The sequence below is a fragment of the Paucibacter sp. KBW04 genome (assembly GCF_003852425.1).
Classification (GTDB): Bacteria; Pseudomonadota; Gammaproteobacteria; order Burkholderiales; family Burkholderiaceae_C; genus Paucibacter_A.
This window is the reverse complement of the sequence record NZ_QAJN01000002.1, coordinates 141,977-155,005: the sequence shown is the minus strand read 5'-3', so window position 1 is coordinate 155,005 and position 13,029 is coordinate 141,977. Positions and strand designations below refer to the sequence as shown.

At 65.5% G+C, this 13,029-nt stretch carries 10 protein-coding genes; 4 read left to right on the top strand and 6 right to left on the bottom strand.

Translation table 11 applies throughout. The features are described from left to right. Position 1: 1 nt before the first annotated feature. Positions 2–1,153 (top strand): HD-GYP domain-containing protein, encoded by a 1,152-nt coding sequence (locus DBR47_RS04250; RefSeq protein WP_124447277.1) that lies wholly within the window; start codon positions 2–4, stop codon positions 1,151–1,153. A gap of 7 nt (positions 1,154–1,160) precedes the next feature. Here DBR47_RS04250 and ccoG read toward each other — a convergent pair whose 3' ends face one another. Continuing rightward, a complete protein-coding gene (gene ccoG / locus DBR47_RS04245; protein WP_124447275.1) occupies positions 1,161–2,600 on the bottom strand; it encodes a cytochrome c oxidase accessory protein CcoG in 1,440 nt (479 codons plus the stop codon). 107 nt (positions 2,601–2,707) lie between these two features. Between ccoG and DBR47_RS04240 the strand changes: the two genes are divergently transcribed. The 3 genes from DBR47_RS04240 to DBR47_RS04230 all read left to right on the top strand — a co-directional run bounded on the left by DBR47_RS04240 (position 2,708) and on the right by DBR47_RS04230 (position 8,129). Continuing rightward, positions 2,708–4,153 (top strand): PLP-dependent aminotransferase family protein, encoded by a 1,446-nt coding sequence (locus tag DBR47_RS04240; protein ID WP_124447273.1) that lies wholly within the window; start codon positions 2,708–2,710, stop codon positions 4,151–4,153. Positions 4,154–4,347: 194 nt separating this feature from the next. Continuing rightward, positions 4,348–7,389 (top strand): ExeM/NucH family extracellular endonuclease, encoded by a 3,042-nt coding sequence (locus DBR47_RS04235; protein WP_124447271.1) that lies wholly within the window; start codon positions 4,348–4,350, stop codon positions 7,387–7,389. Between the two features lie 245 nt (positions 7,390–7,634). Then, positions 7,635–8,129 (top strand): PEP-CTERM sorting domain-containing protein, encoded by a 495-nt coding sequence (locus DBR47_RS04230; RefSeq protein ID WP_124447268.1) that lies wholly within the window; start codon positions 7,635–7,637, stop codon positions 8,127–8,129. A 22-nt stretch (positions 8,130–8,151) separates the two neighbouring features. On the opposite strand, the gene DBR47_RS25335 is transcribed toward DBR47_RS04230, so the two are convergent. The 5 genes from DBR47_RS25335 to DBR47_RS04205 all read right to left on the bottom strand — a co-directional run bounded on the left by DBR47_RS25335 (position 8,152) and on the right by DBR47_RS04205 (position 12,866). After that, positions 8,152–9,708, bottom strand: coding sequence for a methyl-accepting chemotaxis protein (locus DBR47_RS25335; protein ID WP_124447266.1), 1,557 nt, complete (start codon positions 9,706–9,708; stop codon positions 8,152–8,154). A gap of 63 nt (positions 9,709–9,771) precedes the next feature. Beyond that, positions 9,772–10,236 (bottom strand): rhodanese-like domain-containing protein, encoded by a 465-nt coding sequence (locus tag DBR47_RS04220; protein WP_124447264.1) that lies wholly within the window; start codon positions 10,234–10,236, stop codon positions 9,772–9,774. Between the two features lie 332 nt (positions 10,237–10,568). Further along, positions 10,569–11,117: a crossover junction endodeoxyribonuclease RuvC gene (gene ruvC / locus DBR47_RS04215; protein ID WP_124447262.1), complete on the bottom strand. Its 549-nt coding sequence runs from the start codon at positions 11,115–11,117 to the stop codon at positions 10,569–10,571. A gap of 139 nt (positions 11,118–11,256) precedes the next feature. Next, positions 11,257–12,240, bottom strand: a complete 984-nt coding sequence (locus tag DBR47_RS04210) for a phosphatidate cytidylyltransferase (protein WP_124447260.1) — start codon at positions 12,238–12,240, stop codon at positions 11,257–11,259. Next, positions 12,237–12,866, bottom strand: coding sequence for a 1-acyl-sn-glycerol-3-phosphate acyltransferase (locus tag DBR47_RS04205; protein ID WP_124447258.1), 630 nt, complete (start codon positions 12,864–12,866; stop codon positions 12,237–12,239). The genes DBR47_RS04210 and DBR47_RS04205 overlap by 4 nt, the downstream gene beginning before the upstream one ends. Positions 12,867–13,029: the final 163 nt, after the last annotated feature.

Sequence of the window (13,029 nt, the reverse complement as noted above, 5' to 3'; positions counted from 1 at the left end):
TATGGTGGAACAGACGCTTCGGCAGTCGGTCCTCGTGGTTGACGATACCCCCGAGAACCTTGCCCTGATCTCGCGGCTGCTCAAGCAGCATTACCAGATCAAGGTGGCCACAAACGGGGAAAAGGCGTTGGTGATTGCCAACAGCGACCCTCAGCCGGACCTGATCCTGCTGGATGTGCTGATGCCGGGCATGGATGGCTACGAGGTCTGCCGCCGCCTGAAGGCCGAGCCCCGCACCGCCGAGATCCCGGTGGTCTTTTTGACCGCCCGCAGCGACACCTCGGCCGAGGCCCAAGGCTTTGAGCTGGGCGCGGTGGACTTTCTGTCCAAGCCGGTCAGTCCACCGATTTTGTTAGCCCGTATCGAAACTCATCTGGTGCTGAAGAACGCGCGCCAGGTGCTGAAGGATCGCAATGCCACGCTGGAGGAGGAAGTCCGCCGCCGGGTGCATGAGATCCAGGTGGTGCAGGACGTCACCATCATGGCCCTGGCTTCGCTGGCGGAAACGCGTGATAACGAGACTGGCCACCATCTCGTTCGTACCCAGCTCTATGTGCAGGCCCTGGCCGATCATCTGCAAGGCCATGCGCGCTTCTCGGCCGAGCTGACGCCCAGCAATATCGAGCTGATCGTCAAGAGCGCCCCCCTGCACGACATCGGCAAGGTCGGCGTACCGGATCGCATCCTGCTCAAGCCCGGCCGGCTGACGCCGGAGGAGTTCGAGGTGATGAAGACCCACACCACCCTGGGCTATCGCGCCTTGGTGGAGGGGGAGTCCCGCATGCAAAAGCAGGCGCCGTTTCTGCGCTTTGCCAAGGAGATTGCGCTCAGCCACCAGGAGAAATGGGACGGCAGCGGCTACCCCAATGGCCTGGCCGGTGAGGACATTCCCATCTCGGCCCGCCTGATGGCCCTGGCTGATGTGTACGACGCCTTGATCAGCCGGCGTGTCTACAAACCCGCCATGTCGCATGACCAGGCTTATGGCCTGATCGTGGCCGGCAGCGGCATCCATTTCGATCCCGACATCGTCGCCGCCTTCATCGCCGAGGCCGACAACTTCAACCAGATCGCCCAGCGCTTTTCCGACACCGAGGCCCAGCACGAGGAAGAGCAGGCCAGGGTGCTGCGCGCCATGGGCGAGAACGCCTGAGCCGCCTTCAGCGCGGCAAGACAAAGGTCGAGGGCTCCTCGACCTGCTCGCCCAGGCCATTGCTGATCTGAAAGGCGATGGGCGAGCTAGCGCCTTGGCCAGACTTGCCAAGCCGCAGAGCCGCTGCCGCTGGCGCCGACAGGCGCACCGCCACGACCAGGCTGCGGGCCTCGCCACCGCGGAACTCGGTGCTGCCGTTGCTGCCGCTACTACTGCCCACCAGTTCCGCCCCCGGCAAGCCTTGCAGCGTGAGGCGAATCTGGCGCGCCTCTTCCGACAGATTCACCACCTGCAGGCGGTAGATGTTTTCCACCGCGCCCTCGTCCACCTGACGCGCCATCACGCCACGGTCACGGATCACGTCCAGGCGCAGCTCGTCGCGCTGCGACAAGCCCCAGGCCATGGCCAGGCACAGGCCTAGCAAGAGGCCTGCATAGATGCGCACCCGGGGCCGGGCTAATTGCCAGCCAAGGCGGGCGGCCTGGGCGCCGTTCTCACTGGCGTAGCGGATCAGGCCGCGCGGCGCCTGCAGCTTGTCCATGACTTGATCGCAGGCATCGATGCAGACGGCGCAGCCTATGCAGGCCGATTGCACACCTTGACGGATGTCTATGCCCACCGGGCAGACCTGCACACACAGGCTGCAGTCCACACAGGCGCCGCTGGATTTGCTGGTTTGTTTGCCGCGCGGCTCACCGCGCTGGGCGTCGTAGCTGACGAGCAAGGTGTCGGCATCCAGCATGGCGCCCTGGAAGCGGCCGTAAGGACACATATGTTGGCAGATCTTCTCGCGCAGCAGGCCGGCGTTCAGATAGGTGAAGCCGCCGTAGAACAGGGCCCAAAAGGCTTCCCAGGGCCCCAAGTTCAGGCTCAGCAGCTGCGCTCCCAACTCCCGCATGGGCGAGAACCAGCCCACAAAGCTCAGGCCTACCCAAAAGCTCAGCGCCAGCCAGGCCAGATGCTTGCCGCCGCGGCGGGCCATCTTCTGCGGCCCCCAGGCGGCCTGATCCAGGCGCAGGCGCTGGTGGCGCTCGCCCTCGAAGCGTTTTTCCAGGCCGATGAAGAGCTGGGTGTAGACGGTTTGCGGGCAGGCGAAGCCGCACCAGACCCGGCCGAACAAGGTGGTGACGAAGAAGAGCAGCAGGGCGCTGATGACCAGCAAGCCGGTCAGATAGATCAGGTCCTGCGGCAGCAGCACCAGTTTGAAGAGGTGAAAGCGCTGGGCCTCCAGATCGAAGCGAACCGCCTGGCGATCGTTGATTTGCAACCAGGGCAGACCCAGAAACACCAGCTGGGTCAGCAGCAGCAAGCCAAGGCGCAGGCGACTGAAGCGGCCGCGCACGCTGCGCACCTGGACTTTGTGGGCGGCCTCAAGGCCCTCCAGCTCGGGCAGCAGGCTGCGGATGGGAATGATGGGATGGCGAGTGCTGGGGATGGGACTGGACATGGACGGCAAGCTCATGGTGCAGGAGGGCTGGCAGCGATCTTGGCCTAAGCTCATCTGAGATGGTGTAATCACTTTTCTGACAAAACTACCGGATCAGATCAAGCCCCATGAGCGCCACGACTCTGTTTGAAAGCCTGGCCGAGGAGCTGGAGGAACGCATCCACAGCGGCGCGCTGTCGGCCGGCGACCGCCTGCCCTCAGTGCGCCAGGCCTGCTTGGCGCGGGGCATCAGCCCCTCCACCGTGTTCCAGGCTTACTACTTGCTGGAGGCGCGCGGCCTGATCGAGGCGCGGCCCCGCTCGGGCTATTACGTGCGCAAGCTCAGGCGGGCACGGGCCGCGCCGCTGGCGGCGGCCTTGCAAGCGCCTGCGCCGGCAGCCGCCACCGAGGTGGTGATCAGCGAGTTGATCTTCGATGTGCTGGGCTCCACCCGCGACGCCGAGGTCGTGCCCCTGGGCTCGGCCTTTGCCGCGGCCGAGCTGTTCCCGCTGGCCCAGCTGGCGCGCTGCGGCGCCCGTGCCATGCGCCAGCTGCCGCCCCGCCAACTCACCGCCGAGCTGACCAGCGGCAATGCCCGCCTCTTGCAAGCCCTGCGGCGGCGCTATGGCCAGCACGATATCGCGCTGGCGCCGCAGGAGTTGGTGATCTGCAATGGCGCGATGGAGGCGCTAGGCCTGTGCCTGCAGGCCGTGACCCGGCCGGGCGATGTGGTGGCGGTGGAAGGCCCGACCTTTTACGCCGCCTTGCAAGCCCTGGAGCGCCTGCATCTGCGCGCCGTCGAGGTCCCAACCGATCCGCGCCTGGGTGTGGACCCCGATGCCCTGGCCGAACTGCTGGCCCGGCAGCCGATTGCCGCCTGCTGGTTCATGCCTAATTTTCAGAATCCGCTGGGGGCCTTGATGCCCGTGGCACGCAAGAAGGCCTTGGTCGCCTTGCTGGCCCGGCACGGCGTGCCCTTGATCGAGGACGATGTCTATGCCGAGCTGTATCACGGCATCCAGCGCCCGCGCCCGGCCAAGGCCTTCGATCAGGAGGGCGGGGTGCTGCATTGCAGCTCCTTCTCCAAATGCCTGGCGCCGGGCTACCGGGTCGGCTGGGCGGCGGCCGGGCGTTTTGCACCGCAGCTGCAGCGGCTCAAGATGATGAGTTCGCTGGCCACGGCCGTGCCCTCGCAGCTGGCCCTGGCCGAGTATCTGGAGCAGGGCGGCTACGAGCGCCATCTGCGTAGCCTGCGGCAGGCCCTGGCCGCCAGCATGGCGCGGGCACGCGCCCTGGTGCTGCGCCACTTTCCCGCGGGCACGCGGGTCTCGCAGCCGGACGGCGGTTACTTTCTTTGGCTGCAGCTGCCGGCTGAGGTGGACACCCTGGCCCTGCATCGCGAGGCGCTAGAGGCCGGCATCAGCACGGCACCGGGTCAGCTCTTCTCGGCCGATCGGCGTTTCCGCCAGGCCCTGCGCCTGAATGTGGGCCACCCGGACGATGCACGGGTGGAGCCGGCGATTGCCAAACTGGCTCAGATGGCGGCGCAAATACAGCGCCGTGCAAGTCCCTGATTCGGGTACACCCGGCCCCTCAGACGAGGGTTTTGCATGTCATCAACCGTCATATTTGGGCGCTAGCATCCGCCGCAGCGCCTGGGCAGTTCTTGGCGCGAGAGCCGGGTTTGCAGCATTTGATCGGCCCAGTGCCTTTGAGAAATGCATGGTTTCAAGCCCGGAGTGCGGTCTCTCTCTTCTACTCCATCACCATGAAACTCAAACCCATTGTTGCCTTGCTGGCCGCCGCGTTTGCGGCCCCGGCAGTGCTGGCTTCCGCGCAAGGCGTGGTCATCAGCCAGGTTTACGGCGGTGGTGCGGCCACCACCGGCTCGCCCTCCTACAAATACGACTACATCGAGATTTTCAACGGCGGCAGCAATCCCGTCGATCTGAGCGGCTACTCCCTGCAGTACGGCAGCGCCACCGGCACCGGTAACTGGGCTGTTGCAGCACTGAACAATCTGGCCAATCCGGTTCTGCAGCCCGGCCGCTATCTGCTGATTCGCCAAAGCACGGGCACCGGCGCACTGGGTGCGGACATCACCATCCAGGACGGCACGGGCAATCTGAGCATGAGTGCTTCCAACGGCAAGGTCGCCTTGGTGAGCAGCACGCTGGCCCTGAGCGGTGCTAACCCGGTCAGCGCCAGTCTGGTCGATCTGGTGGGCTATGGCACGGCCAATGGCTTTGAAGGCGCAGCCACTCCGGCACTGAGCAGCACCACAGCCGCCTTGCGCAAGCTCGCAGGATGCACCGACAGCGACAACAACAGCGCGGACTTCACGGTGGGCACCCCGCTGCTGCGCAATTCCGCGACACCGGCAAACGTTTGCGGCGGCACTCAGCCCTTCCAGCCCATCGTGCCCAACTGCCCGAACGCGACCGCCACCTCGGGCGCCAACAGCGTCTTCAGCGTCGGCGCCAGCGATGCCGACAGCCTGGTCAACAGCGCTCTGGCCACGGCCGCTTGGCCCGCAGGCATCAGCCTGGGGAGCTTCAGCGCAGCCACAGCCCCTGGCGGCTCGGCGACGCAAAACATCAATGTCGCCGCCTCGGTGGCCGGCGGCACTTACAACCTGGGCCTGCAATGGGGCAATAACGATGGCCAATCCGCGACCTGCAGCTTCAGCGTGACGGTGGCCGGGCTGACCCCCATCTACAACATCCAAGGTTCGGGTGCCAGCAGCCCGTTGGTGAATCAGACGGTCAGCACCAAGGGCATCGTGACCCATCTGGCGCCGACCGGCTTCTATCTGCAAGACCGCCTCGGTGACGGCGATCCCAGCACCTCGGACGGCATTTTTGTCTACACCGTCACCGCGCCCACCGTGGCCGTCGGCGCCGAGGTCAGCCTGAGCGGCTTGGTCACCGAGTTCACGTCCGGTCAAAGCACCATCACCCAGCTGAAGAACATCAGCGGCCTGACCACGCTGAGCACCGGCAATGCCATCCAGCCCACGGCGGTGGACCTGACCACCCTGGCCCCCGGCGGCCTGGAGGCGTTTGAAGGCATGTTGGTCACGCTGACCGGCCCCATCACCGTGCAGCAGAACTACTTCCTCGGCCGCTACGGCCAGCTGACGGTGGCGGCCGGTGGCCGCATGCTGAACCCGACCAATGTGCTGCGTCCGGGCCCCGATGCGCAAGCCCTGGCCGCGGCCAATCTGGCCCGCGCCCTCATCCTGGACGACAACAGCTCGGCTCAGAACCCCGCCGTCGTGCCCTATATGGGCGTGGACAACACCAACCGCGCGGGCGACACGGCCGACAGCCTGACCGGTGTGATCGACTACGGCCCGGCCACGGCCAACGCCAGCGGTGCTTCCATGTACCGCCTGCAGCCCACCGTGGCGCCGGCCTTCACCCGCGCCAATCCGCGCCCCCTGACGGCCCCGGCCGTGGGCGGCAATGTGCGCATCGCCAGCGCCAATGTCTTGAACTTCTTCACCACCTTCACCAACGGCCAAACGGCCGCCGGTGGCACGGGTCAGGGCTGCTCGCTGGGCGGCTCGGTGTCGGCGGCCAACTGCCGCGGCGCCGACAATCTGAACGAGTACCAGCGCCAGATCGCCAAGACCGTGGCCGAGCTGAGCACGCTCAATGCCGACGTCGTCGGCCTGATGGAAATTCAGAACAATGGCGAGGTGGCGGTCACGACGCTTGTCAATGCGCTGAACGCCAAGATGGGCGCGGGCACCTATGCCGTGACTCCGCCGCCCGCCCAAGGCACGGGCGACGACGCTATCCGCGTGGCCATGATTTACAAGCCGGCCAAGCTGAGCCTGGTGGGTGCTTCCATCTCGGATCCCTCGCCCATCAACAACCGCCCGACCTTTGCCCAGGGCTTCCAGGCCCCCAATGGCGAGCGCTTCGCCGTGGTGGTCAACCACTTCAAGTCCAAGAGCTGCTCGAGCGCTGCGGGCCCAGACGCCGACCAAGGCGATCTGCAAGGCTGCTACAACGCCACCCGCGTTGAGCAGGCGCTGCAGTTGCAGAACTTCGTCAACCAGGTGAAGACGGTGGCCGGCACCAATGATCTGGTGCTGCTGGGCGACTTCAATTCCTACGCTCAGGAAGACCCCGTCTACACCTTGACCCAGAACGGCCAGATCGTGGACCTGGTGGGCTTGTTCGAGCCGGCCGACTACTCCTATGTCTTCGACGGCTTTGCCGGTCGTCTGGATCATGGCTTCGGCACGGCGTCCCTTGTCTCAAAGGTGGCGGGCGCAACCTCCTGGCATATCAACGCCGATGAGCCTTTGGTGATCGACTACAACACCGAGTTCAACCCGGCCGCCTACTACACGCCCACGCCCTTCCGCTCCTCCGACCATGACCCCATGGTGCTGGGCCTGAATCTGTACAAGCAGATCAAGGGCACGGCGGGCAACGATGTGCTGGTGGGCACAGCCGGGGACGACATCATCGAGGGCGGACTGGGCCGCGACACCTTGACGGGCGGCGCGGGCAACAACCAGTTCGTCTACAAGACGGGCGCCGATGGCCTGGACACCATCACCGACTTCAAACCGGGTCAGGACTTGCTGGTCTTCACCGAACTCCTGGCCAATGCAGGGATCGAGAGCAGCGATCCCCTGGCCGCCGGTCTGGTGACCTGCGCCAACTCCAGTGCTGGTGCGGTGGTCGGTTATGACCCGGATGGTGCTAGCGGCGCCGTCAGGTCCCGTCCGGTCGTCGTGCTCAAAAACGTCAGCTGCTCGGCTCTGCAAGCCAATAGCTTCCGTTTCTAAGAACTTGTCCGTAAATAGCGGGGTTGAGGATGGCGAGGCGATTTGGATGCAGAGCAAGGCGCAAACCACAGCGATACCCAAAGGTATCGCGAGGATTTGCAACGCAGCCCTGCGTTCAAAGCGTCCGCCAGCCGACCCCAGCTATTTGCGGATAAGTTCTAAATCAAGGCCGGGGCGGCCGACGCTCGCTGTAGCGCCGGTCGCCCCTCGCGGCTGAATTTCAGAATTGTTTTCGGAGAGATTAAATGTTCAAGAAAACCGCCATCGCCCTGGGCTTGCTCGGCGCCATGCTGTCGGCGCAAGCTGCCACCTATAACTTCAACGGCTTGATCGACGCCGGCCCCCAGGCCGGCCAGACCTTCAGCGGCCAGTTCAGCTTCTCAGACGCCGCCGTGAGCGGCAGCGGCTTTGAGACGCCCGCCCTGCTGAGTTTCAGCCTGAGCTTTTTGGGCCAGAACTACAGCTTGGGCAGCGCCACTGGCACGCCCACGGCCGATCATCAAGACGGCGTCTTCTTGGGGCTGAGCTATCAGTTCAGCTCCCCTACGCAGACCTTGGTTTTCACCTCGGGCAGCTTTGATCTGAGCGATGCCTATCTGCACTTCACGCCTGTCGGTGGCTTGGAAAGCTCGGGCAGCTACACCATCAGCGCCGTGCCCGAGCCCTCGACCTGGGCCCTGAGCCTGGCCGGTCTGCTGGCCGTGGGCGCGATCGCCCGCCGCCGTCAAGCGCAGGCCTGATCGCCCGTCCCCTCGGGCGGCTTCAGAGCTTGAAGCCGCCCATCACCAGGCCCAGTTTTTGGGCCTGGTCTTGCAGGCTCTCGGCGGCTGCGGCGCTTTCTTCGACCAAGGCCGCATTCTGCTGCGTCATCTGGTCCAGCTGAGTCACCGAGCCATTGACCCGGCCGATGCCGCCGGACTGCTCGGCCGAGGCCGCGCTGATCTCACCGATGATGTCGCTGACCCGTTTGACCGAGCTCACCAGCTCGCGCATGGTGGCGCCCGCGTCCGCCACCAACTGGCTGCCCGACTCCACCCGCTCCGCCGAGGCGTGGATCAAGGACTTGATCTCCTTGGCCGCCTCTGCCGAGCGTCCGGCCAGGCTGCGCACCTCGCTGGCCACCACCGCAAAACCCCGCCCTTGTTCACCCGCACGCGCCGCTTCCACGGCCGCGTTCAGCGCCAAGATATTGGTCTGAAAGGCGATGCCGTCGATCACGCCGATGATGTCGGCAATGCGGCTGGAGCTGCTGCTGATTTCGTCCATGGTGTTCACCACCTGGGCCACCACCGTGCCACCGCGTGCCGCCACCGTGGCGGCGGCGCGTGCCATCTGGTCGGCCTGGGCGGCGGAGTCGGCGGACTGCCGCACCGCCTGGGTCAGCAGCTCCATCGAGGCCGCGGTTTGCTGCAGATTGCTGGCCGTCTGCTCGGTGCGCTGGCTCAGATCCTGCGTGCCCATGCTGATCTGGGCCGAGGCGGTGGCAATGCTGTCGCTGGAACGGCGCACCTCGCCGACCACGCTTTGCAACTGGGCCTGCATGGCGCCCAGGCCGGCGATCATGCGGCCCAGCTCGTCCTCACGCGCTGCGGGCAGCGTCGTGTTCAGCTGGCCCTGGGCGATTTTCTCCATGCAATATTCCACCTCGCGCAGCGGCCCGAGCACCGCACGCAAGGTGTAAAGCGCCAAGGCGCCCAGGGCCAGCATGCACAGCAGGCCGCCCGCAATGCCGGTGCCCAACATGCTTCGGCTCTTTGCCCGGGCCTGCACAAAGTCCTGCTCGGCTTGCTGTTGAGCCAGGGGGATCAGGCCTTGCAAGGGCTTGATGGCCTCTTTGTGCATCAGCGGCCATTCTTCCTCCAGCAAGCGCGCCAGCTCCTCACGGTTCTTGGCCTCGTAAGCCTGTTCCAGCTTGGCCAGGGTGCTGTCCACCAAGGTCCAGTGCTGGCGTAACTGGCTCAGCAGGGCCACGCTCTCGTGCGCCGCCTCGCTGTCTTCGAACACCTTGTCCAGCAGCGGTGTCAGGGTCGCCCAGCGCTCGCCCAGGCTGGCGCGCACCTCGCGCAGATGGTTCAGCGAACCCGGCACGGGCAGTTGATCCAGCAAGACGCCGGCGGTGCGAAAGCGCACCTCCAGCAGGCTGTTCTCGACGCTCATCAGCTGCACGACGCTGCCACTGTCTTCTTCGTACAGCTGCTGCAGGGCGGCGATATTGACCCGGTTGGACAGGACCGCCAGGGCCGCGACCAGGCCTATGCCCAGCAGGGCCAGGGCGGCCAAGGCCAGCAAGCGGCTCTTGATGCTCAGATTAAAGTTCATGCGGGGCTCGGTGAACAAGTGTGGAAGGCCGTGAACGCGGGGGCGGCGCCAGGCCGGCCGGGATTACTGCGTGGGCAAGCCCTTGGCCGACCACTCGGGCATGCCGCCGCGGAACCAATGGATCTTGCTGTGGCCGGCTTTTTGCGCCAGCACCGCGGCCTTGTAGCTCTTCCAGCATTCACCCGAGTTGCAGAAGAAGACCAGGGGCGCGGCCTTGTCGCCGGGCAGCTTGCCCAGATCGAATGCGTCCTTGCTGGCGTCGAAGTCCACCGCCTTGGCGCTCTTTTCCTTGTAGGGCAGGCTCTTGGCGCCCTTGATGGTTTTCTCGGCGTACTCGGCCGCCACGCGGGTGTCGTAGACCGGCACGCCGCCGTCCAACAGCTTCTTGGTTTCTTCGGCGCTGACCAGTTTCACGCCGGCCAGAGTCTTGGGCGTTTCATTGGCCTGGGCCGTCAGCAGGGGCAGGGCCAGGCTCAGGCCCAACAAGGTCTTGAGGGCCAATTGCAGGCGGGGGCTGGGGGTCTTCATGGGGGACTTCTCCGGGTTTTGAAAGCAAGTGAACTCTGATCACCAGGGAAGTCGACATGGCGCGGCCCGGCCCAGGCACTCATGGGGGCATGAGCAAAGCCTGGGCAAGCTTTGGGCTTGGGTGCGCAAGGCACCTGGGTCTTGATTCCGCAATGGGGCTGGGGCGGGCTCTTGTTTGGCGCCGCTCTTCAGCCGTCTTGCAGCCGCGCTGCGGCCTTCCCTGTGCTCAGGGTTTCGGCCCTTGTGGCGTGGACTTGATGCGTTAGCTTCGCGCCTGTTCGCTCTGCGGCGCTAGGCAGCAAAGCGCGCGCTGATCGCCCCTTGGCCCCGCCTCAGTAGGTGCGGCTGCCCTTGAACTGCGCATGCTGGCGGCGCTGCAAGGTGGTGCTGCGGCTCATGGCCTCGAACGAGACATTGGCATGCGCGTGCATGATGGCCAGGCCCAAGGCGTCGGCGGCGTCCTTGCCCGGCTCACCGGGCAGCTGCAGCAGGCGTTGCACCATATGTTGCACCTGCTCTTTTTTGGCGTGGCCATGGCCGACCACGGCTTTCTTCATCTGCAAGGCGGTGTATTCGGCCACCGGCAGATCGCAGGACACCAGGGCGGTGATGGCCGCACCGCGCGCCTGCCCCAGCAGCAGGGTGGATTGAGGGTTGACGTTCACAAACACGATTTCCACCGCCGCGCATTGCGCGCCGTAGCGACGGCTGACCTCGCACACGCCGTCGAAGATGATCTTCAGGCGGGCCGGCAAATCGCCGGTGGCGACGGCGCTGGTCTTGATGGTGCCGCTGGCGACGTAGGCGAGACGCGGGCCGTCGGCTTCGATGACGCCAAAACCCGTTGTTTGTAGACCGGGGTCAATGCCAAGAATACGCATGGTTGTTGAGGCGCGAAAAAGTTGAAGTTGGGCAGGATTTCAGCGCAGGCTCATGTCCGCGCAGCGGACGTGAAGGCGCACCAGCGCCGGCCGAAGCTAAAACCGGTCGTTTGTAGCCCAGGGTCAATACCCAAAATTCTCATTGCGCCCATTTGAAATACCAGCGAACCGAGTGAAAGAAAACGGGGGCGGAGAAGCACAGCACGGCGATGCGATCCAGCAGGCCCACGGCGCCGGTAATCGAGCTTTGGTTGCCCCAGGAGCGCACGCCGGCGTCACGCTTCAAGGCCTCCATCACCAGGCTGCCAAAGCTGCCGGCACCGGCCGCCACGGCGGCCATCAGCATGGCTTTCCAGACGGTGAAGGGCGTGATCCAGAACAGCGCCGCACCCAGCAGCCCCGCCGCCAGCAAGCCCGCCCACCAGGCCCGCATGGAAAAAGTCCGGCTGACATGGCGCGCCACCGGCCGGCGGCGCAGGCGCTGGCTGGCGGCCTGCTCGACCAGCTGGCCGCAACTCACCACCATCACCAGGAAGAAGAGCAGAAAAGCCCCGCGGCCCTTGTAGCCCGGGATGTCCAGCAGGATCAGGGCCGGGGCATGCGAAAGCCCGTAAACGCAGACCATGATGCCCCATTGAATCTTGGCATTACGTTCCAAGAAGTCTTCCGGGTCACCGGCCAGAGCGCTGACCACGGGAATGGCCAGAAAGGCGTAGACCGGTACCAGCACGGTGAAGAGATTGAACTCGCGCAGGCCCACCACCAGGTATTGCAAGGGCAGCAGCACGAAGAAGGCCAGGATCAGGCTGCGGTGGTCGCCGCGCCGGGTGTGCAGCAGGGTGATGAACTCGCGCAGGGCCAAGAAGGACAGCACGCCGAACAAGAGCGTGGCGCCCAGCGGCCCCGAGATCCAGGCCGCCCAGAAGATGGAGGCGCCCAGCCACAACATGCTCAGCTCGTGCTGGATCTTGCGCCGCCGGGCCAGGGCGCGTTCGCCGTTTTCTTCGCGCGCCCGCAAGCTCATTAGAAAGCTGGCGGCGCTGGCCAGGGCCAGGGCGCCGAACAAGGTGACGAAGAGCAGGGCGATCTGCTCGTGGCTGTCCAGCCCTTTGAGCCAGTTCATGGGCGGCTCCTACCCGGCCGCTGCGCCATCACGGCCGCACGGGCGCGTTCCAGAAAGGCACGCTTGTCCTCGCCGGGCTCCAGGCTCAGGGCGGCGCCAAAGGTGACGGTGCACAGAATCGGCACCGGCACGACCTCGCCCTTGGGCATGACGCGTTGTACGTTGTCTATCCAGGTGGGGATCAGCTTGACCTGCGGGAACTGCTCGGCCAGATGAAAGAGCCCGGCCTTGAAGGCCTGCGGGTCGCCTTTGTTGGAGCGGGTGCCCTCGGGGAAGATCACCACCGAGTCCCCGGCGGCCAGGGCCTCGAGCAGGGGCTCCAGCGGGTCTTCGTCCGGCGTGGCGCGGGTGCGGCTGACGTAGACGGCATTGAACACGGCCGAGGTCAGCCAGGCCTTGAGCGGGCTGCTGGTCCAGTAGTCGCGGGCGGCGATGGGGCGGGTCTGGGCGCGCAGCTCATGCGGCAGGGCGGCCCAGATCAGGACCCAGTCGAAATGGCTTTGGTGGTTGGCGAAATAGATGCGCTGCTCGGCCATGGGCGGGCAGCCCTTCCAATGGCCTTGTGCACCTGTGATCAGGCGGGCAAGCCCGGCCAAGAGCAGGCCGGTGTAATGGGCAAGAGACATGCCGCCATCCTATCCTCTGAAGCGAGCCCCTCGCCCAGTCTCACCTCGCTGGACGCGGGCGAGCCCAGTCGGTCCCCCTAGGGGACGAAGCCGACTGCGGCATTGAGCCGCCGCCGCCTTCCGGTGGGCCGGCTTGGGGCGGCCCGGCGCTCGGCCCGAAAGT

Coding starts and splice junctions, on each gene's coding strand:
- DBR47_RS04250 (WP_124447277.1), top strand. CDS start 2: ATGGTGGAACAGACGCTTCGGCAGTCGGTCCTCGTGGTTGACGATACC.
- ccoG (WP_124447275.1), bottom strand. CDS start 2,600: ATGTCCAGTCCCATCCCCAGCACTCGCCATCCCATCATTCCCATCCGC.
- DBR47_RS04240 (WP_124447273.1), top strand. CDS start 2,708: ATGAGCGCCACGACTCTGTTTGAAAGCCTGGCCGAGGAGCTGGAGGAA.
- DBR47_RS04235 (WP_124447271.1), top strand. CDS start 4,348: ATGAAACTCAAACCCATTGTTGCCTTGCTGGCCGCCGCGTTTGCGGCC.
- DBR47_RS04230 (WP_124447268.1), top strand. CDS start 7,635: ATGTTCAAGAAAACCGCCATCGCCCTGGGCTTGCTCGGCGCCATGCTG.
- DBR47_RS25335 (WP_124447266.1), bottom strand. CDS start 9,708: ATGAACTTTAATCTGAGCATCAAGAGCCGCTTGCTGGCCTTGGCCGCC.
- DBR47_RS04220 (WP_124447264.1), bottom strand. CDS start 10,236: ATGAAGACCCCCAGCCCCCGCCTGCAATTGGCCCTCAAGACCTTGTTG.
- ruvC (WP_124447262.1), bottom strand. CDS start 11,117: ATGCGTATTCTTGGCATTGACCCCGGTCTACAAACAACGGGTTTTGGC.
- DBR47_RS04210 (WP_124447260.1), bottom strand. CDS start 12,240: ATGAACTGGCTCAAAGGGCTGGACAGCCACGAGCAGATCGCCCTGCTC.
- DBR47_RS04205 (WP_124447258.1), bottom strand. CDS start 12,866: ATGTCTCTTGCCCATTACACCGGCCTGCTCTTGGCCGGGCTTGCCCGC.